This window comes from Lachnoclostridium sp. An14 (genome assembly GCF_002160755.1).
Classification (GTDB): domain Bacteria; phylum Bacillota; class Clostridia; order Lachnospirales; family Lachnospiraceae; genus Lachnoclostridium_A.
The window spans coordinates 1-19,962 of record NZ_NFLE01000028.1 but is presented as its reverse complement, the minus strand read 5'-3'; the positions used below and the strand labels follow the sequence as shown (position 1 = coordinate 19,962).

At 54.3% G+C, this 19,962-nt stretch carries 20 protein-coding genes and 5 tRNA genes; 20 read left to right on the top strand and 5 right to left on the bottom strand.

Annotated features, from left to right (window positions below; translation table 11 throughout):
* The first annotated feature begins 195 nt into the window (after window positions 1–195).
* The 4 genes from B5E84_RS14500 to B5E84_RS14485 all read left to right on the top strand — a co-directional run bounded on the left by B5E84_RS14500 (window position 196) and on the right by B5E84_RS14485 (window position 4,877).
* On the top strand, window positions 196–1,230 hold the full coding sequence (locus B5E84_RS14500; RefSeq protein ID WP_087224001.1) for an acyltransferase family protein: 1,035 nt from the start codon (window positions 196–198) through the stop codon (window positions 1,228–1,230).
* 115 nt (window positions 1,231–1,345) lie between these two features.
* Window positions 1,346–2,428, top strand: coding sequence for a 3-phosphoserine/phosphohydroxythreonine transaminase (gene serC / locus B5E84_RS14495; protein WP_087223999.1), 1,083 nt, complete (start codon window positions 1,346–1,348; stop codon window positions 2,426–2,428).
* Complete coding sequence (locus tag B5E84_RS14490; protein ID WP_087223997.1) at window positions 2,428–3,588, top strand: phosphoglycerate dehydrogenase; 1,161 nt, start codon at window positions 2,428–2,430, stop codon at window positions 3,586–3,588. The genes serC and B5E84_RS14490 overlap by 1 nt, the downstream gene beginning before the upstream one ends.
* A gap of 29 nt (window positions 3,589–3,617) precedes the next feature.
* Window positions 3,618–4,877 carry a DUF1015 domain-containing protein gene (locus B5E84_RS14485; RefSeq protein ID WP_087223995.1) on the top strand — a complete coding sequence of 420 codons (1,260 nt, stop codon included), beginning with the start codon at window positions 3,618–3,620 and terminating at the stop codon, window positions 4,875–4,877.
* 140 nt (window positions 4,878–5,017) lie between these two features.
* On the opposite strand, the gene B5E84_RS14480 is transcribed toward B5E84_RS14485, so the two are convergent.
* Window positions 5,018–5,245, bottom strand: a complete 228-nt coding sequence (locus tag B5E84_RS14480; RefSeq protein WP_087223993.1) for a helix-turn-helix domain-containing protein — start codon at window positions 5,243–5,245, stop codon at window positions 5,018–5,020.
* A gap of 59 nt (window positions 5,246–5,304) precedes the next feature.
* On the opposite strand from B5E84_RS14480, the gene B5E84_RS20425 reads away from it, so the two are divergent.
* From B5E84_RS20425 to B5E84_RS14440, 9 genes are all read left to right on the top strand, one after another.
* Window positions 5,305–5,526, top strand: coding sequence for a hypothetical protein (locus tag B5E84_RS20425; protein WP_143469243.1), 222 nt, complete (start codon window positions 5,305–5,307; stop codon window positions 5,524–5,526).
* Window positions 5,527–5,977: 451 nt separating this feature from the next.
* Window positions 5,978–6,733 carry a C40 family peptidase gene (locus B5E84_RS14475; RefSeq protein ID WP_087223991.1) on the top strand — a complete coding sequence of 252 codons (756 nt, stop codon included), beginning with the start codon at window positions 5,978–5,980 and terminating at the stop codon, window positions 6,731–6,733.
* A gap of 65 nt (window positions 6,734–6,798) precedes the next feature.
* Entirely contained in the window at window positions 6,799–6,990 is a 192-nt protein-coding gene (locus B5E84_RS14470) for a hypothetical protein (RefSeq protein WP_087223989.1), read from the top strand.
* 84 nt (window positions 6,991–7,074) lie between these two features.
* Window positions 7,075–7,443, top strand: coding sequence for a rhodanese-like domain-containing protein (locus tag B5E84_RS14465; protein WP_242963394.1), 369 nt, complete (start codon window positions 7,075–7,077; stop codon window positions 7,441–7,443).
* 227 nt (window positions 7,444–7,670) lie between these two features.
* Window positions 7,671–8,237 carry a phosphodiesterase gene (gene yfcE / locus B5E84_RS14460; RefSeq protein ID WP_087223985.1) on the top strand — a complete coding sequence of 189 codons (567 nt, stop codon included), beginning with the start codon at window positions 7,671–7,673 and terminating at the stop codon, window positions 8,235–8,237.
* A gap of 12 nt (window positions 8,238–8,249) precedes the next feature.
* Complete coding sequence (locus B5E84_RS14455; RefSeq protein ID WP_087223983.1) at window positions 8,250–9,407, top strand: THUMP domain-containing class I SAM-dependent RNA methyltransferase; 1,158 nt, start codon at window positions 8,250–8,252, stop codon at window positions 9,405–9,407.
* Window positions 9,408–9,410: 3 nt separating this feature from the next.
* Window positions 9,411–10,670: a lectin like domain-containing protein gene (locus B5E84_RS14450; protein WP_242963393.1), complete on the top strand. Its 1,260-nt coding sequence runs from the start codon at window positions 9,411–9,413 to the stop codon at window positions 10,668–10,670.
* A 16-nt stretch (window positions 10,671–10,686) separates the two neighbouring features.
* Window positions 10,687–11,301, top strand: coding sequence for an RdgB/HAM1 family non-canonical purine NTP pyrophosphatase (rdgB, locus tag B5E84_RS14445; RefSeq protein ID WP_087223981.1), 615 nt, complete (start codon window positions 10,687–10,689; stop codon window positions 11,299–11,301).
* Window positions 11,298–11,789 (top strand): metallophosphoesterase family protein, encoded by a 492-nt coding sequence (locus B5E84_RS14440; RefSeq protein ID WP_087223979.1) that lies wholly within the window; start codon window positions 11,298–11,300, stop codon window positions 11,787–11,789. The genes rdgB and B5E84_RS14440 overlap by 4 nt, the downstream gene beginning before the upstream one ends.
* 134 nt (window positions 11,790–11,923) lie before the next feature.
* On the opposite strand, the gene B5E84_RS14435 is transcribed toward B5E84_RS14440, so the two are convergent.
* The gene (locus tag B5E84_RS14435; RefSeq protein ID WP_087223977.1) at window positions 11,924–12,532 is read right to left on the bottom strand and encodes a cytidylate kinase-like family protein; all 609 of its coding nucleotides are present in this window, start codon (window positions 12,530–12,532) and stop codon (window positions 11,924–11,926) included.
* An 11-nt stretch (window positions 12,533–12,543) separates the two neighbouring features.
* Entirely contained in the window at window positions 12,544–13,881 is a 1,338-nt protein-coding gene (locus tag B5E84_RS14430) for an MATE family efflux transporter (protein WP_087223975.1), read from the bottom strand.
* A gap of 517 nt (window positions 13,882–14,398) precedes the next feature.
* On the opposite strand from B5E84_RS14430, the gene B5E84_RS14425 reads away from it, so the two are divergent.
* From B5E84_RS14425 to B5E84_RS14395, 7 genes are all read left to right on the top strand, one after another.
* Window positions 14,399–14,473, top strand: a tRNA-Pro gene (locus B5E84_RS14425).
* A gap of 11 nt (window positions 14,474–14,484) precedes the next feature.
* A tRNA-Gly gene (locus tag B5E84_RS14420) sits at window positions 14,485–14,555 on the top strand.
* A 26-nt stretch (window positions 14,556–14,581) separates the two neighbouring features.
* Window positions 14,582–14,655, top strand: a tRNA-Arg gene (locus tag B5E84_RS14415).
* 5 nt (window positions 14,656–14,660) lie between these two features.
* Window positions 14,661–14,734 (top strand) — tRNA-His (locus tag B5E84_RS14410).
* A 202-nt stretch (window positions 14,735–14,936) separates the two neighbouring features.
* Window positions 14,937–15,009 (top strand) — tRNA-Gln (locus B5E84_RS14405).
* 134 nt (window positions 15,010–15,143) lie between these two features.
* Window positions 15,144–15,941: a Fic family protein gene (locus B5E84_RS14400; protein WP_087223973.1), complete on the top strand. Its 798-nt coding sequence runs from the start codon at window positions 15,144–15,146 to the stop codon at window positions 15,939–15,941.
* Window positions 15,942–16,129: 188 nt separating this feature from the next.
* On the top strand, window positions 16,130–16,729 hold the full coding sequence (locus B5E84_RS14395) for a hypothetical protein (protein ID WP_087223971.1): 600 nt from the start codon (window positions 16,130–16,132) through the stop codon (window positions 16,727–16,729).
* Between the two features lie 135 nt (window positions 16,730–16,864).
* On the opposite strand, the gene B5E84_RS14390 is transcribed toward B5E84_RS14395, so the two are convergent.
* Both B5E84_RS14390 and B5E84_RS14385 read right to left on the bottom strand, forming a co-directional pair.
* Window positions 16,865–18,232, bottom strand: a complete 1,368-nt coding sequence (locus B5E84_RS14390) for a restriction endonuclease subunit S (protein ID WP_087223968.1) — start codon at window positions 18,230–18,232, stop codon at window positions 16,865–16,867.
* 9 nt (window positions 18,233–18,241) lie between these two features.
* Window positions 18,242–19,819, bottom strand: coding sequence for a type I restriction-modification system subunit M (locus B5E84_RS14385; protein WP_087223966.1), 1,578 nt, complete (start codon window positions 19,817–19,819; stop codon window positions 18,242–18,244).
* Window positions 19,820–19,962: the final 143 nt, after the last annotated feature.

The following is a 19,962-nucleotide window of genomic DNA, read 5'->3' as shown; positions in this document are numbered from 1 at the left end:
TTTTAGAGGCTGAAAGGGTATGGTATAGTAATATATAATTATGATGATACCAGGGTCAAAAGGTCGGAAATCCGATGAAGGCTTGCTTGCAAGAGGATTTTTGACCTTGGGCCCCCAACATCTTATGAACACTTGGGCGGAAAATGTCCAGGAGAGAGGCAGGGAAATGCCTGAACCAGAAAGGAGGAACCCGGTATGACAAACGAACAGCAGTTTCGCAACAAAATCCGCTGGTTTACCTTTCTGTTCAGCATCCTGGTGGTCTGGGTCCACTCTGTGAACGCCGAGCTGTTTCTGGGCAATGCCCCCGCTGCCGCGCCTCTTAAAAAGCTGGAGTCGCTGGTGGGAACGGGCCTGGGCCAGTTCGCGGTGCCGGGATTTTTCATGATTTCCGCCTACCTGTTTTACCGGAATTTTTCCTGGGAAAAGCTGGGGCGCAAATGGAGGTCCAGGGCCCGCTCCCTGTTTCTGCCCTTCCTGCTGTGGAATGGCCTCTACTACTTAGGCTACGTGGCCGCCAGCCGCGTGCCGGGCCTGGCAGACATCGTGGGAAAGGGTATCATCCCCTTTGACGGGAAAACGGCCCTGGACGCGGTGTTTCACTACCGCTACAATTATGTGTTCTGGTATCTCTATCAGCTCATCTGGCTGGCGGCCCTGACCCCGGTGATCTATTTCTTCCTGCGTACCAAAGTGGGGGCGGCCGTTTACATAGGCGCTGCCGTCCTCTGGGTGTGGCTGCAGGTGGATTTCCCCTTTATCAATGAGGACTCCATGCTCTACTACGCCGTAGCCGCGGCCTTCGCCGTCCACAGGCCCGGGCTGGCGGAGGAAAACGGCGGGATAGCGGGCCGGCTGGAGGGCGCCGCCCTGATGGCTGCCGGAGGCCTGTGCGGTGTCCTGTACCTGAGGGGATGCGGCGTGGGATTTCTGGTGCTCTGCCGCCTTTTTGTGCCTTTGGGACTGTGGCGGTTTGTGGACGGGGCGCGGCTGCCGGAGGCGCGTCCGTGGATGGAGGATACCTTTTTCCTCTACGCCACCCATTTCGCCCTGGTGCGGCTGATCAATAAGACGGGAGCCGTCCTCTTTCCGGGGAGCCGGGCGGCAGCGGCGTTTCTTTTTGTGGCCATGCCGTGGCTGTGCCTGGGCCTGTCCCGGACGGCGGCGGGTGTGCTGAAACGGTGGACGCCTCCCTTATGGTCGTGGCTCAGCGGCGGCCGGAATGGCTGAAATCGGGGTGTTTTCCTGCAAATTTTCGGAAAATGGGAAACAGGCACTTGAAAAGGCTTGACAAAACGTGTATGATGAAAAATAAAACTATTTGTTAAGGATGGGAGGAGCGTATATGGGAAGAATTTACAACTTTTCGGCCGGACCGGCCACTCTGCCGGAGGCGGTTTTAAAGGAAGCTGCCGAGGAGATGCTGGATTATAGGGGTACGGGAATGTCCGTGATGGAGATGAGCCACCGTTCAAAAGCCTACGAGGAGATCCACAATGAGGCCATCGCGGACCTGAGAGAGCTGATGAACATTCCGGACAACTACAAGGTGCTGTTTTTACAGGGCGGCGCGTCCATGCAGTTTGCCATGATCCCCATGAACCTGATGAAGAACCGGGTAGCGGACTACATCATCACCGGCCAGTGGGCGAAAAAGGCTTACAAGGAGGCCCAGCTCTACGGAAAGGCGAACGCCATCGCCTCCAGCGAGGACAAAATGTTCACCTACATTCCGGACTGTTCCGATCTGCCCATTTCACCGGACGCGGATTATGTATACATATGCCAGAACAACACCGTATTCGGGACGGCCTACCACAGCCTTCCCGACACCAAGGGCAAGCTTTTGGTGGCGGACGTTTCCTCCTGTTTCCTGTCAGAGCCCATTGATGTGACGAAGTACGGGATCGTGTACGGCGGCGTTCAGAAGAACATCGGGCCGGCGGGCACGGTGATCGTCATTATCCGGGAGGACCTGATCACTGACGACGTGCTGCCCGGCACCCCCACCATGCTCCGCTACAAGACCCACGCGGACGCCAATTCCCTCTACAACACGCCGCCCACCTACGGCATCTACATCTGCGGCAAGGTGTTCAAGTGGCTGAAACAGCGGGGCGGCCTGGCGGCGATGCGGGACTACAATGAAAAGAAGGCGTCCATTCTCTACGACTATCTGGATCAGAGCCAGATGTTTACGGGGACCGTGGAGAAGAAGGACCGCTCCCTGATGAACGTGCCCTTTGTGACGGGAAATGCCGATCTGGACGCGAAGTTTATCAAGGAGGCCAAGGAGAAGGGCCTGGAGAATTTAAAGGGCTACCGCACCGTCGGCGGCATGAGAGCCAGCATTTACAACGCCATGCCCATGGAGGGCGTGATCGCGCTGGTGGAATTTATGAGGGATTTTGAGAGGAGAAACGGATAATGAAACGAATTCACTGCTTAAATGCGATTTCCAAATACGGCACGGACCTGCTCACCGGCGGCTATGAGCTGACGGAGCAGATGGACGGTGCCGACGGCGTGCTGGTGCGCAGCGCGGCCATGCACGATATGGAGCTGCCGGACAGCCTGTTAGCCATTGCCAGAGCCGGTGCCGGTGTGAACAACATTCCTTTGGACAAATGCGCGGAGAAGGGCATCGTGGTGTTCAACACCCCCGGCGCCAATGCCAACGGCGTCAAGGAGCTGGTGCTGGCCAGCCTGATCCTGGCCTCCAGGGACGTGATCGGCGGCATCCAGTGGTGCCAGTCCATCAAGGATGACCCGAACATCGCCAAGGCGGTGGAGAAGGGGAAAAAGGCCTTCGCCGGATGTGAGATCCGGGGAAAGAAGCTTGGCGTGATCGGCCTGGGCGCCATCGGCGTGGAGGTGGCAAACGCCGCTGCGGCCCTGGGGATGACGGTCTACGGCTACGACCCCTTTATTTCCGTAAACGGCGCCTGGATGCTTTCCAGGGATGTGAAACACATCATGACGGCGGATGACATTTATAAAGAATGCGATTACATCACCCTTCACGTGCCGCTTTTAGACAGCACCAGAGGCATGATCAGCGCCTCCGTTCTCCAGGAGATGAAGGACGGCGTGGTGGTGCTCAATTTCTCCAGAGACGTGCTGGTGGACGAGGACGCCATGGCGGAGGCCTTAAACAGCGGCAAAGTGAAGAAATACATCACCGATTTCCCGAACCCCAAATCCGCCAACATGGCCGGGGCCGTGGTGATCCCTCATCTGGGGGCGTCCACGGAGGAGTCGGAGGACAACTGCGCGAAGATGGCGGTGAAGGAGATCATGGATTACCTGGAAAACGGAAACATCCGCAACTCCGTAAACTACCCCAACTGCGACATGGGCGTATGCCGGGCGGTCTGCCGCCTGACGGTGCTCCACAGAAACATCCCCAACATGATCGGCCAGATCACGGCCGTCCTGGCGGCGGAGGGCATCAACATTTCCGATATGACCAACAAGAGCAAGGACAAATTCGCCTACACCATGGTGGACTTAGAGCAGAAGGCCGCCGAGGAGGCGCTGGAGCGGATCCGCTCCATAGACGGCGTGTTGCGGGTGCGGGCGATGTAAGACAGTACGAAGAAGGAGAATGAGAGAGCATGGCAGTGGTGAAACCATTCCGCTGCGTCCGCCCCACCCAGGGACAGGCGGACAAGGCGGCGGCCCTTCCCTACGATGTGTTTAACGAGGAGGAGGCCAGGAAGGCGGTGGAGGGAAATCCCCTTTCCTTTTTAAATATTGACCGCCCGGAGACCCAGTTTCCGGTGGGGACGGATCCCTACGGGGAGGAGGTTTACCAAAAGGGGCGGGAGCTTTTGGAAAAACGGATGCAGGAAGGCGTTTACCAGAAGGATACGGTGGCGGCCTACTATATCTACGAGCTCACCATGGACGGCAGGAGCCAGACGGGGATCGTGGGCTGTTCCTCCGTGGACGACTACATAAACGGCGTGGTGAAAAAGCACGAAAATACCAGGGAGGAAAAGGAGCAGGACCGGATCCGCCACGTGGATGTGCTGAATGCCCAGACCGGCCCCATTTTCCTGGCCTACCGGGCCTCGGAGCAGATCGACCGCCTGGTGGAGCTGCGAAAGAGCGGGAAACCGCCCATCTATGATTTCACGGCGGAGGACGGCGTGCGCCACCGGGTCTGGGAGGTGAAAAGCCTGGAGAAGGTGGAGGCCTTTGAGCGCCTGTTTGAGGAGCTGCCGGCCACCTATATCGCCGACGGCCATCACCGGGCCGCGTCGGCGGTGAAGGTCTGCTTAAAGCGCAGGAAGGAGCACCCGGACTACACGGGGGCGGAGCCGTTTAACTACTTCCTGTCGGTGCTCTTTCCCCACGATCAGCTTTTGATTCTGCCCTACAACCGGGTGGTGCGGGATTTAAACGGGCTGACGGAGGAGGAATTTTTAGACCGGGTGCGGGAGAACTTTTTCGTGGAGAAGGCGGGGGAGCGGAGACGCTCACCTTATCAGCCGGATCAGAAAGGGCGGTTCGGACTGCTGCTGGGAGAGGACTGGTACTGCCTGAGTGCCAGGCCGGAGCTTGTGCGCCGCACGGAGGGAGACCCGGTGCGGAGTTTGGATGTTTCCTTGTTACAGGAGTTTCTCCTGGAGCCGGTGCTTGGCATCGGGGACGTGAGAACGGACAAACGCATCGACTTTGTGGGCGGAATCCGCGGGCTGGCGGAGCTGGAAAAACGGACGGAGACGGATATGGCCCTGGCTTTTTCCATGTACCCCACCTCCATCGGGGAGTTATTCGCCGTGGCGGACGCGGGCCTTCTGATGCCGCCGAAGTCCACCTGGTTCGAGCCGAAACTGCGCAGCGGGCTGTTTATTCATGAGCTGGATTGAGCGGCGCCGGTGTGAGCGGTAGTGCACACGTTTTATATTGATTAAGAAAAAAAGAAAGATCCCCCGGAAATCCAGAGGGTGAGAGGCTGGATTCCCGGGGGATTTTCGCGTTCGCGTTCGCGGCGCGGCGGCGGGAGGCGTCAATTCTTCCGCCGCGATACCCACTCCGCGTCCGGTATGTGTTCGATGATGTCCTCGATCCGGCAGTGAAGGATCCGGCAGAGCGTTTCCAGGGTGTGGGTGGACACGTGCTTATTCTTTCGCAGACGGTCCAGCTGGCCGGAACTGACGCCGTAGGTCCGGATCAGCCGGTACTGGGAAAGCCCCATCTCGTCCAGCCGCTGCCAGAATTTTTTGTAGCTTATCATAAAAAGATCCCCCTTTTTCTATCACGGGCTGTCTGTCGGCAGCAAGAGTGCGGCGGGCCATGCGGCAGAAAGCGGCAGCCCCGCCTGAAAGATATGAATATAGAAGTGAAAGTGGAAATACAGGCCGTGAACTAAATGCGGATTCTGAATGTCCTCTTTCAAAAAGTATAGCATGGGCCAAATGGGAATTAGGGCAATCTGTCGCAAAAATTGTCGAAATTTGTGAAATTCATGTTTTTTCTGGCAAAAGTACAGATTTCCAGAGATTGGAAATTATGTAATTGTTCGGCTATGCTATTCATTATTTGATGGATTAGACAAAGCGGTTGATGTTAAAGATTGCTGGCCGCCGAAATGCTCTTAGCCATTAAATGATTCATGTCGGGCGTCTGCCTTATAGAAATATATGGAAAATTACTGCTTAGTGAGCGAGCGCCCACACAGTATTTTCCGTATGTTTCTGCGTAGTGAACGGTTACGAAATGGTGTAACAGCTCAGCCATGCCATTCATAATTTGACGGATTCTATAAAATTGGCTAACGTTAAACGTTCTTAGCTGTCAAATTATTCATGTCGGGCGTCTGCCCTATAGAAACATATGGCTGAACTGTTACGAAATAATTATTAAGAATTTATAAAAGGGTTGACGAGGAGAATTGTAAGAAGTATAATACAACCGTAACAAGATTTAACAATTATGTAACAAATAGAATTCGGGATGGGAGAATAGCATGAATATCAGACCACTACATATACTTGGGCTTGCAGCCTTCTGCGGGGCGATCACCGCGGCGAACCCTATGGAGACGATGAACGCCATGGCGGCCACTCAGGTGCTTAACGGCCCTGGCATGGAGCAGACCAGTATGATGACCGTGCTCAGTGACAGCGTGTTCGTGAAGACGGAGCTGGAAGGGGACGAGGTGCTCACGGAGGCAGTCCAGGGAGCGTCCTTCCATGTGACGGACACCACGGATGACGGTTGGATCCAGGTGGTAGTGGGAAATGAGATCGGCTACCTTCCTCTCACTGACGATATTACCATCAGCGAGAATGAGGAGGAGGCCATGGAGGTGAAGGAGGCCGTGCTGGCAGAGGCGGCTAAGGAGCAGGCTCAGGCGGACAGAAGGCAGAATCTGGTAGATTATGCCCTGCAGTTCGTGGGCGGCCCCTACCGCTACGGCGGCAGCGATCCTCACACCGGTACGGACTGCTCCGGATTTACCCGCTACGTGATGCAGAACGGAGCCGGCGTTTCCATCGCCAGAAGCTCCACTGCCCAGTCCAAGCAGGGACGAGCCATCAGCGCGGAGGAGATGCGCCCCGGCGATCTGATTTTTTATGGAAGCGGAAAGAGCATTAACCATGTGGGAATGTACATAGGAGACGGACAGATTGTTCACGCCTCCACCTATGAGACTGGAATCAAGACTTCTCCCTGGAATTACAGGGCTCCTGTGAAGATCGTAAACGTGCTGGGAGATTGATTGTATAATTTCAGCCGGAAACGCCATACTAACCTTGTAACCAAATTCAGTTAGGAGGTATGATTATGGCAAACAGAAATTACCGGGACATGGACGACAACAGCTCCAGAAACTCTCAGGACATGGACAGAAACAGAAATCAGAATATGGACAGAAACAGAGCCCAGAACAGTTCTGAGAACAACAGCAGCAGAAACGGCAGCCAGAACAGCAGCCGCAATGACAACCAGAACAACAGCCGCAACAGCAATCGGTAATACGGCGCCAGGGAGCCGCTTCGCGAACGCGAGGCGGCTTTTTGCATATGATAAGACAAGACCATATGGTTTGGAGGGAGATTCGTGAGAGTTCCCTATCCGATGATTACGGGAGATTTGCTGGACCGGTGGCTGGATCAGGGGGTGCCCTTGCTTTTGGCGGACCTGCGGAGCCGGGAGGAGTACGAGAGCGGGCATCTGCGGGGGGCGGTGAATGTGCCCTTTGAGGAGCTGTTTGGAGCGGCGGGGGAGTGGAGGGACGGCGCGGAGCTGTCTGACGGGCTGCGGGAGCTTTCCGGGGCGCTCCGGTCCCTGCCGCCTGGGGCCCCGCTGGTATTTTACTGCGGCAGAGGGGCTAAGAGTATGAGGGCCTGCGGCCGCCTCTGCCGCCTGGGCTGGCCGGTGGCGGATCTGGCTGGCGGCCTGCTTTATTACCGCGGGAAATATCTGTAACCGTTCAGCCATATGTTTCTATAGGGCTGACGCCCGGCATGAATCATTTGACGGCTAATGACGTTTCACGTTAGCCAATTTTGAAAATCCGTCAAATTATGAATGGCATGGCTGAACGGTTACAAATATCTGGAGACGGCCCCTTCTTCCCCAGCACAGAAATATTGACAGAAATACCTGCCAGGACTTACAATGGTAAAGAACGAAAAAAGTCAGGAGAATTGCTTATGAAATATATGTTCGCATCGGACATCCACGGCTCCGCGTACTACTGCCGGAAGACCCTGGATGCCTTCGACGCCTCCGGCGCGGAGCGCCTGATCCTTTTAGGAGATCTCTTATACCACGGCCCCAGGAATGACCTGCCGAAGGACTACGCCCCCAAGGAGGTCATCGCCATGTTAAACGGCCTTCGGGACCGGATCTACGCGGTCCGGGGAAACTGTGACACGGAGGTGGATCAGATGGTGCTCCAGTTCCCTATTCTGGCGGACTACGCCCTGTTTGTCTTAAACGGGATCACCTTCTACGCCACCCATGGCCACATTTTCAACCAGGATCACATCCCGCCCATGCAGGACGGAGACGTGCTGGTACACGGCCACACCCACCTGTTAAAGGCGGAGAACATGGAGTGCGCGGACGGGGAGAGAACGGTGTCCATCACCGTGTTAAATCCCGGTTCCACCTCCATTCCCAAAGGCGGAAACCCGGCGACCTACGCCATTTTAGACGGGCGTACCTTCACCATTTTCACCTTTGAGGGGGAGAAGGTGAAGGAGATCGAGCTGTAGGAGGACGAAGGCTTGGAGCGGAAATTTGAACTGATTGCCCCCTGCCATTTTGGCCTGGAGGCGGTACTGAAAAAAGAAGTGACAGATCTGGGATATGAGATTTCCCTGGTGGAGGACGGCAAGGTGACGTTCTGGGGAGACGAGGCGGCCATCTGCAGGGCGAACGTGTTTCTGCGGACGGCGGAACGGGTGCTCATAAAAGTGGGCAGTTTCCCGGCGACCACCTTTGAGGAGCTGTTTCAGGGGACGAAGGCTCTGCCCTGGGAGGAATTTATCCCGGAGGACGGAAAATTCTGGGTGGCTAAGGCCACTTCCATCAAGAGCAAGCTGTTCAGTCCCTCGGACATCCAGTCGATTATGAAAAAGGCCATGGTGGAGCGGCTGAAGGAAAAGTACGGGATCACCTGGTTTGCGGAGAGCGGAAACAGCTATCCCCTGCGGGTGTTTATCCATAAGGACATAGTGACGGTGGGACTGGATACCACAGGCGTTTCCCTTCACAAGAGGGGCTACCGCACCCTCACCAGCAAGGCGCCCATCACCGAGACCCTGGCGTCGGCCCTCATTCTGCTCACGCCCTGGAGAAAGGACAGGATCCTGGTGGATCCCTTCTGCGGCAGCGGCACCTTCCCCATCGAGGCGGCCATGATGGCGGCAAACATCGCCCCCGGCATGAACCGCAGCTTTCTGGCGGAGGACTGGGGCAACGTGATTCCCAGAAAATGCTGGTACGAGGCCGGCGACGAGGCGGGAGACCTGGTGGACGACAGCGTGGAGGTGGACATTCAGGGATATGACATAGACGGCGACGTGGTGCGCTCGGCCCGGGCCAACGCCCAGGCGGCGGGGGTGGATCATCTGATCCATTTCCAGCAGCGGCCGGTGAGCGAGTTAAGCCACCCGAAAAAGTATGGATTCCTCATCACCAACCCGCCCTACGGCGAGCGGATTGAGGAGAAAAAGAACCTGCCGGAGCTTTACCGCCAGCTGGGCGAGCGGTTTGCCGCCCTGGATTCCTGGTCGGCCTACGTGATCACCGCCTACGGGGATACGGAGAAATACATGGGCCGCAAGGCGGACAAGAACCGGAAGATCTATAATGGAATGATGAAAACCTATTTTTATCAGTTTCTGGGGCCGAAACCCCCAAAGAGGAAACAAGGAGAGTAGCATTTGAAGGCAGGAGCATGGGTATTGGGGCTGGCGGTGATGATGCTGGCGGCCATTGGAATGGACGGGGCGGCAGCCGGGAGAACGCGGCCGCTGCCGGAGCGTTATGACTACCGGGAGGCCGGCCGGGCCATTCCGGTGAAAAATCAGGGCAGCCTGGGGACCTGTTGGGCATTTGCCTCCCTCACAGCCCTGGAAACGTCTCTGCCGGAGGCGGAGCGGATGGATTTTTCGGAAGACCATATGTCCCTGTGGGAGCAGTTTCCCAAAGGGCAGGCGGACGGCGGCGACTACATCATGTCCATGGCCTATCTGCTGTCCTGGGAGGGGCCGGTGGCGGAGGCGGATGACGTCTACGGCGACGGCGTCCGCTCAGAGGGGATTCCGGCGGCGAAACACGTGCAGGAAATCCGCCTTTATCCTTCAAAGGATTACGAGCGGATCAAGCGGGCCGTTTACGAGGACGGCGGGGTGCAGAGCAGCATTTACACCGACCTGGCAGGGCCCTACAGCCAGTCTTCCTACTATAACAGCCAGACCGCGGCCTATTATTATGACGGCACGGCGGAGGCCAATCACGACGTGGTCATCGTGGGCTGGGATGACGCCTATCCCAGGGAGAATTTCCGCAGGCAGCCGGAGGGCGACGGGGCCTTCCTCTGCGTGAACAGCTGGGGAGAGGCCTTTGGGGACGGCGGCTATTTCTACATTTCCTATTATGATACCAACATCGGCACCAGCAACGTGGGCTACATCAGCGTGGAGGAGCCGGACAATTACGACCATATTTACCAGACGGATTTAAACGGCTGGGTGGGCCAGGTGGGCTACGAAGACGAAACGGCGTGGTTTGCCAACGTCTACACCGCCGGGGAAAGAGAGCGTCTGGAGGCGGTGGGCTTTTACGCCACCGGGCCGGATACGGAATATGAAATTTACATTGTGAGAGACGCGGACGGGGCGCCGAGCCTGAAAAACAGGACCCTGGCGGCGTCGGGCAGCTTTTCGGACGCCGGATTTTACACCGTTTCCCTGGATCGTCCCGTTTCCTTGAAAGACGGGGAGCGGTTCGCGGCGGTGGTAAGCATCAAAAGCCCTGGAAAAATCCATCCCGTGGCCATCGAATACGATCCCGGCGACGGGAAACGGAAGGTGGATCTAACGGACGGCGAGGGCTACATCAGCTACGACGGCAGAGGCTGGTTCCGGGCTGAGGAGGAGGGCTGCAATGTCTGCCTGAAGGCATACACGGCTAAACGGTGACACTTGGGAGGAGAATATGAAACACAAGATTGTATTTGCCACGGGAAACGAAGGGAAAATGAGGGAGATCCGGCTGATTTTAGCGGATCTGGGAATGGAGATCCTGTCTATGAAGGAGGCGGGGGTCTGCTTAGACATCGTGGAGGACGGAGCGACATTCGGAGAAAATGCCGCCATCAAGGCGAAGGCGGTCTGGGAAAAGACCGGCGGAATCGTGCTGGCGGATGATTCCGGTCTGGTGATCGACTATTTAAACGGAGAGCCGGGGATCTATTCCGCCCGGTACATGGGGGAGGACACCTCCTACGAGATAAAAAACCAGGTTCTCATCGACCGGCTGAAGGATGCTAAGGGAGCAGAGCGCAGCGCCAGATTCGTCTGCAACATCGCCGCGGTCCTGCCGGACGGCCAGGTGGTGCACACGGAGGAGACCATGGAGGGCCTGATCGCGGAAACGCCGGCGGGAGCGGGCGGCTTTGGCTACGATCCCATTTTGTATATACCGGAATTCGGGAAAACTTCGGCGGAGCTTTCCATTGAGGAGAAAAACCAGATCAGCCACCGGGGAAAAGCCCTGGAGGCCATGAAACACAAGCTGAAAGAAATCTTCGGGGAGGAAGAAGTGAGATGAAAATACTGATCGTCAGCGACACCCACCGCAGGGATGAGAATCTGAAGAAGGTGATTGAGGAAAATCTGCCCCTGGATATGTTTATCCATCTGGGAGACGCGGAGGGGAGCGAGAACCGCATCTGCGACTGGGTCAATAAGGAGTGCCGCATGGAAATGGTGCTGGGGAACAACGACTTTTTTTCCATGCTGGACCGGGAGCGGGAGATCAAAATCGGAAAATACCGGGCGCTGCTCACCCATGGCCACTACTACGGGGTATCCGTGGGCACGGAGCGGATCAAGGAGGAGGCGCGGGCCAGAGGCTGCGACATCGCCATGTTCGGCCACACGCACAAGCCTTATCTGTGGCAGGCAAACGGCCTGACGGTGCTCAACCCGGGCAGTCTTTCCTTTCCCCGCCAGGAGGGCCGGAAACCTACTTATATGATTATGGAGATTGACGGGGACGGCGAGGCTCATTATACGCTGAAACAGGTGGGGAAATAGGGCGGGAGAGTAAAAAAAACTCCTCTCCCGTCAGTCCAGCGGGAGGCGCACTCTGCGCAACGGAAACTGGCTGCTGGGCAGCTGCGCTCCGGCGCGAGTGTGCACTACTGCGCACACTCTTTATAATACAAAAGCTAAATACCAGTCAGAAAATATGCCAGTGCATTTGCTAATTTTTTTATATCGTTTCCGCTGGTATTGACACACAAATCGTAATGCGACTTGCCGCCCCAATTATGGTCAGTATAAAACTGGTAATATCGCGCTCTTTTTTTATCAACGGAAATGATTTTCTGCTGCACCTCCTTATCTGTCATCTGTGCTGTATCCGTTCCTTTCTCCCGACAGCGTTTAATTTTAGACTTCATATCTGCATAAACAAAAAGCCGAAAAGGATTCCTGTCATGTAAAACATAATCCGCACAGCGTCCGACAATTACACAGTCAGATTTCTCGGCCATTTCACGAATAATCTCACTCTCTTGTTTAAAAATAGACAAACGGTTATCCAATGGGTAGTTGGCGGGAATACCGAAGGTTCTGGCGGTTGTGATCGGGAGCAGAGGGAGCGGTTGACTTTCCTCCACCTGTAACACATAACTTTCTGCCAGTTTGGTTCGTTTCACCAGTTCCTCAACAATTTCACGGTCATAATAGGCAAGCTTTAGATTTTCAGCTAACCGCCGGCCAATTTCCCGGCCGCCACTTCCAAATTCACGCCCGATTGTGATAATACGATTCATAAATATCCCTCCTAAATTTTGCTATGTAAATCTTTTTTTGCTTTTTTCATAAGAACAAGTAATATAACGGCTGTAATTGCTGTAAAAGCTTCACTGGCGGAATGGCAAACCCATACTGCCTCACTCCCCAAAATCAATGGAAAAACAGCAATCATAATTGGCGGCCAAATTACACTGCGGGATAGAGATACCGCCAGTGCCTTGCTTGTCTGTTCATTTGCCTGCCAGTATGAAATCATCAAAATATTAAATCCAGCGAGGAAAAAACCGGAGAAGTAAGGCAGGCTCTTACTTTCCATAAAATTGATCAGTTCTGTGTCTCCCGGATTAAAAATGGAGAAGAACCCACGGGAGAAGAAAATAATCAGGATATAGCACAAAATCCCCAGCGCCAGAAATATTTTAATGGAAAAGTGAAGCAAATCCTTACTCCGTTTTTCCTCTCCGGTTCCCATAAAGTAACTGAATACTGGCTGTAACCCCTGAGCCATGCCAAGGAACAGCGTCAGGATAATCAACATCAGATAGCCAATTACAAGGTAAGCCGCAAGTCCGATTTCTCCAAAGCCATAATGTACAATGGCAAAATTATATACGAATGTAATAATGCCAATCGTAAACTCCATGATGAAGGATGGAAAGCCAAATACATAAACCGAACACAGATTGCGCCATTTGAATTTGAATTTTGTCAGGTACAAATCCCCTCGTTTGAAAAGAAAATGAGGGAGCATAATCAGTACACTAAAAATAGGGCCGAGCGCTGTTGCAAGCGCTGCTCCGGCGATCCCCATGTTCAAAGGGTACATAAAAACGTAATCCAAAATAATATTGGATACTGAGCCAAACATCAGGGCAAACATAGCAAGTTTCGGACGGTTATCGTTACGCACCAGACCGCTCAACAAGAAACTGAAAAGCAGGAATGGCGAAAAGGTAACAATGTACCACATATAGCTGATTGCCTCGTCATGGATCGCTGGTGTTGACCCAAGAAGTTCAGCCAGAGGGTGAAGAAATATATTTCCTAACACACAGATCAACACACCCATCACGGCAGTACAGAGAACAGACAGGCTAAAAATGTTACGGGCCTTGTCCTTTTCTCCTTGTCCAAGATGAGAAGAAATCATAACGCCTGCGCCTGTGGCAACCGCCATGGACAATGCGATTAGTATTTCTACCAAAGGGACAGAAACGGCTGCCGCCGCCATTGCGTCACGACCGAGCCGATTGCCAATGAATACGCCGTCAACAATCATATAAACCGAATTGAACAACAGTCCGATCATTTGTGGTACGGCATATTTGGCAAATAAAGAATGTGATTTGCCTTCATACATGATCATCAATCCTCCTTGCAAATAAAAAAGGCCTGCGTCATGTGTAACGCAGGCCTACTACACAATAAAATGAAACCCCGGCGGGTTGATTTTATTTTACCATCTTATTCAAATTTTAATGCTCACAGTTTCTTTTTTACGAGTTCAATCGCTTCTTTCTCCGTCATGTGGTCAATGCACATTTCCAGCACACAGAACGGTTTCCCTATTTAATATAGCGGCACATTCTTCTACGGATAAAGCCTACCGTTTTCTGCGCATTTTTCGAAACATAATATCACCTCGCTTATAAAAAATAAAGCGCCTTATCCACCATTCCTTTTTAAGCCTAATGGAATGGGGTAAGACGCGACCCGGCGGTCAATTAAGCTGAGTATAATGTATTTCGTTTCGAAAGTCAAGGAAAAAAGTGCGGCTTAATTACGAAAAAATTTGAAAAAAATGATTGACATTCGAGGAATCATAGTATATAATAACTTCTGCGTTGCTGATGAACAGTAGCAGTAAGTTGTGATTCCTAGCACGGGGTGTGGCTCAGTTTGGCTAGAGCACCTGGTTTGGGACCAGGGGGGCGCAGGTTCGAATCCTGTCACCCCGACTTATATATCTGCGGGTGTAGTTCAATGGTAGAACACCAGCCTTCCAAGCTGGATACGTGGGTTCGATTCCCATCACCCGCTTTGTCATGAGGTTCATGACGCCATACGAGTCTGTAGCTCAGCTGGATAGAGCAACGGCCTTCTAAGCCGTGGGTCGGGGGTTCGAATCCCTTCAGGCTCGTTATGGTGGGTATAGCGCAGTTGGTTAGCGCGCCAGATTGTGGCTCTGGAGGCCCAGGGTTCGAATCCCTGTACCCACCCTTATAAAAGCGCTCCGGCGCGAGAGTTCCGTTTTAGGGACTCTTTTTCTTTTAACAGGAAACTGGGTTTCCTGTTAAAAGAGAATGCTCCGCAAGGAGGCGCACTCCGCGCAGAGGAAAATGGCTGCTGACGCAGCCGCGCTCCGGCGCAAGTGTGCGCCAAGCGCACACTTTTTTAATATTTACACACAATTTATACTGATGGGCCATCGCCAAGCGGTAAGGCACAGGACTTTGACTCCTGCATCCCGCCGGTTCGAATCCGGCTGGCCCAGTTGTGAAATGGCCGAGATCCTTTATGTCAGAGGGATTCGGCCATTTTTTCTGTGATTTTGGCGAGGATATTCTGATAGATATGGCAATGGTTCTATGATATACTATGCTTATTATATTTTGGGAGGCAGATGCCATGCCGCGATCTGACAACGAAAATAGAATTTTACAGATCGAAACAGAAAGAGAAGAAATATTGAAACATATGGAAAATCCGCTGATCTGTCAGCCGTTTACGGAAGATTTTGCCAGGCGGTTTTCATGGAGTACGAACGCGATCGAAGGGAATACCCTTTCATTGGAAGAAACCATCGCAGTGATTGATTATGACGAAGTAAGGTCGAATCATACCTATTCAGAATATACAGATGTGAAAAATGCTTATTTTGCAGTTCAGGAGATGCTGATTCCTTTTGCGAAGACAGTTATTGATGAAGAATGGGTGAAAAAGGTAAATGGATATATCAGACATATGCAGGGAGAGTACAGAGATACCGCGGTTTATATTGGGAGCCTGTCGGAAACGGTATACTACCCTCCTGATCCGCGGGACGTTCCGGAGCTTATGAAAAACTGGATCCGGGAAACCAATATGAAAGCGGTGACAGTGAAAGAAGTTTTTGAAAAAATTGCGGCAAACCATGTCCTGTTTGAACGGATTCATCCTTTTTCAGATGGAAATGGCAGAACCGGGAGGATGATTGTGAACCAGCAGCTGATCAATCATGGATTACTGCCTATCTCAATCCAGCCGGCCGGGAAATACAGAGAAGCATTCAGAAGATATGACAAAAAAGAAGACATATCAGAAATGGTATACGTTTTGCTGAAAAGCGAACAGGAATCTTTTGACAGAGTCCGCAATCTGGTTTTGAAACTTTCGAAAGACCGGGAGAAACAGAAACAAGAAATGAAACGGATTCAAAGCATATAGGAATCGCAGAAAAGAGGGACGTATCAGAGGCGGATGCGTCTCTTTTATATTTTTGGCAATAGCCGCGGCGGCAGGAAATCGTGGATTGTGCAAAATGCTAAAATATTAACGCGCATTTTACAAACTGTTATGAAGAATCATGATATAATATCACCAATATCGTTTATAAATGACAAGGAGGACCCTATATGAGAAAATCACTGTTACTTTCCCTGTGCGCCGCAGCAGCGCTGAGTCTTTCCCTGCCGGTTATGTCCTATGCCGATGAGTGGCGCCGGGATGCCAATGGTTGGTGGTACGAAATCGACGACGACGATGACGACTTTGATGAGGACGATTTTGATTATGACGACTACGCGAAAAATGGATGGAAACTAATTGATCATAAATGGTATTATTTTGATGCCGCGGGATATATGAAGACCGGATGGGTTCATGTGGGAGATGACTGGTATTACCTGCAGGAGGACGGCTCTTTGCTGACCAATGCCCGCACTCCGGATGGATACTGGGTGGATGATGACGGTGAATGGGACGGAAAGGACGACGACCGTGATGACCGTTATGACGACGACCGGGACGACCGTTATGACGATGATCGGGACGACCGTTATGACGACGATTGGGACGACCGATATGACGATGATCGGGACGACCGTTATGACGACGATTGGGATGATCGGGACGACGACTGGGACGACCGTTATGATGATGACGACGATGACCGGGATGATCGTTACGATGACGATGATGACGACGATGACTGGGACGATCGTTACGACGATTAATAGGAACAGCGGTGCAGCGCAAACTGCACGGGAGAGCGCCTGGAAGGGCGCTCTTTTCCGTATATAAAGAGGTTTTGGCAGCAGTTTCAGGCGGGGAACCGGGAAACCGTATTTCCGCTCTGCCGCCGTCCCTGTCTATGGAAACATCATTTCCAGCAGTCCCTGCTTGCGCGCGTTTAAATCATCCAGCACCTGCGTCTCCGCCTCGATCTGCTGCCACAGAAGACCGGCCAGGCTGGCGATTTCCCGCTGGGTTTTCGGGTCCGGGACGGGGATGGAGATGGAGAGAAAATGCTCCGGTTTGACGGCCATCCGCTCGTATACGGTGCCCTCCTGGTAGCGCAGGGCCCGCCGGAGAAAGGCAGGGCGGGTGAGGGCGCATTCCACAAAGCCGGGGGAAAAATCCCTGTTTACAGTAAAGGTGACGTAAATGGGGGAAAAGATTCCGTCCCCCAGCCGGTTCCGGCTGATGACGCCAAATTTCAGGTTGGCAGGGTTATAGCAGATGTCACCGGTGCGGGTGATTTTGTAGGGCTTGTCCGGAGTTTTCACCAGGAAATCCCGGTCATAGCGGGCCGTTTTGGGGATAACTCCCTCCTTTGTGAGGGAGAAGTGTGGAAACTGCTCCCCTTTTCTGGCGTATTCTCTCCGCTCAGTGAGAATGGCGGAGAGGGGAATGAGGCGCCAGCCGGAACCGGACGGCTCTGTCCGCTGATTTTCGCGGAACACGGCAGGTTTCGGCGGGGAAACGGTGTCCGGGAATACCGGCTGAGTTTCGGTTTCCTTAAAGCCCGTTTCCTCCCGGAGCAGTTGGTCCCCCGGCGCCAGAAGGGTTTCCAGCACTCCGTCCCTCCGTTTTCTCAGGCTGTCCAGCACCTGCCTCTGGGCGGCGGTTTCCTGGTCGATGGACGTTAAGAAGGCGGCGATGGCCCGCTGTTCCTCGAGGGACGGGATGGGAATGGGGACGGCAGAGACCGTTTTCCAGTCGGCACGGGGCATACGGGTGCCGGAGGTGGCCAGGGCTGCCTGCTGGAATCTGGGGGTCTGAACCAGCTGAAACAGAAAGCCGTTGTCCGCCAGGATGCCGTTTAAAGCCCAGATTTCCTGGGAGCAGATGCCGTCAAAGTCCGGCCGGGCGAATTTGCGCAGGTTCGGGCGCAGCTTTCCAAAGAGGACGTCGCCCTGGTAAAACCGGTTTTTGGCCGTCATGGACGGAAGGGGATGGGTGAAACCGGTGATGGCGCCGGTGCCCGATTCCAGGTGCTCCAGCTCAACGCAGGGCAGAGGGGCGGCAGTGTCTGCGGCGTCGCGGGCGTCTGTGCTGTCACTGGCGGAGGAAAATGGGGCAGCCGCGGTGCCGTTTCCACTCTCCTGGTTGGATGGGGAGCCTGGAAGGCTCGTCCGCGGACGGAAAATGTCCGTTCTCAAAGCGGCGATTTCTCCGAAAGGCAGGGCTTTCCACGGGCCGGAAAATTCCGGAAACCGAAGTGCGGGAATATTCATAGTCACCTCCTAGAGCCCCAGCCGGGCCAGCTGTTCGTTTACCTGTTTTTCCAGCTCGGCGCAGCGGGCGCGGTGGCGGGCCAGATCCTGCTGTACCTGGGCCAGGTCCACCGGCGGTTTTGCCTCCGCCGTGTCCACGTACCGGGAAATGTTTAAGCTGTAGCCGTTTGCCGCCACCTGGGAAAGGGGAACGGGGCGGCAGAATTTCTCCTGCTCCGTCCAGGTTTCGCAGGCTCCCACGATCCGGTCGATGTGCCCGTCGGAGATGGTGTTCATCTTCTTTCCTGGGATAAAGCTGCGGGAGGCGTCCACGAACAGGATGGAATCAGGATGGCGGCGGTTTTTGGCCAGAACCAGACAGCACACTGGAATGGGGGTGCTGTGAAAGCAGCCCGATGGCAGGCCGATCACAGCGTCCACCACATTCAGTTTTCCCACAATATGGGCGCGGATGGCAGCTTCCGCCCCGCCTCGAAACAGCACCCCGTGGGGCAGTAGCACGGCGGCGCGGCCATTTTCCTCCATGTGGTAGATCATGTGCTGGAGAAAGGCAAAATCCTCGTAGGATTTGGGCGCCAGCCGTCCCGGGTCGGAGAAACGGGGGTCCGCCAGGTAGGACGGATCCGCGCTCCACTTTTGAGAGTAAGGGGGATTGGCCACCTGCACCGTAAATTTCAGCTGGTCAAAATGGTCTCTGGCAATGGTGTCACCGTGGTAAAAGGAAAACTGACCGCAGGGGATGCCGTGGATGATCATGTTCATGCGGGCCAGGTTGTAGGTGGTGCCGTTTTTTTCCTGGCCGTAGAAATGTCCCACTCCGGTCCCGCCGGTTTCCCGGATGATCTCTAAAAGCATGGAGGCGGAGCCCATGGCCGGGTCGCAGGCGGAGGAAATGGTTCCCAGCCCCAGGCACACCAGCCGGGCGCAAAGCCTGGAAAACTGGGTGGGAGTGAAAAATTCCCCTCCCTTTTTGCCGGCGTCAGAGGCAAACAGGCCGATGAGAATCATGTAGGCGGTGCCGAGAACGTCTACGGAGGCGTTTTCCGCGGAAAAGGGGATCCCGTCGATTTTTTCCAGGACAGCGGAAATAAGGTGGTTTCGCTGGGCCTCCTCCCGGCCTAACTCCAGATCGTTGAGGTTCAGGGAGTCGAAAATCCCTTCAAAGGCGGCCTGCGCCTCCGGGCTTTTGGCGGAGGAGGCGATGGCGGCGACGGCCCTCTCCAGGTCGCGGACGGAAAATACGCCGTCCCGGATCCGGTCGATCATGGAGGAAAACAGGTGGCAGGGCTCCAGCACACAGCCAATGTGGGCCAGGGACCAGTCCCGGATGAGAGCGGGCTGCCGCTGGAACATTTCCTCGTAGGAAAGGCCGGAGGAGGATAAGAGCTCCGTTTCCGCCCTGTTTTTTGCCAGCTCTGACAGGTAGCGGTAGAAGATCAGGCTTAAAATGTAGTCTTTGAATTTGGAGGCGTCCATGTTCCCCCGCAGGTCGTTGGCGATGGACCAGAGCCGGGAGGACAGCTCGGCGGCCTGGCCGATCTCCGGGGCGGGGCCGCCGGAAATGGGAGTGCGCGTGTAGTTTGTCATAGCAGTACCAGCCTTATCGTTCGTATTCGCCTGGCAGTTCACCTTGCCGAACTGCCGGCGGTCTTCCTATTATGATAGCATGGATGAGGGGAGTTGTGAACTGGAATGTTTTTTGTGATTTGAGGAAATCTGCCGGAAGTTTG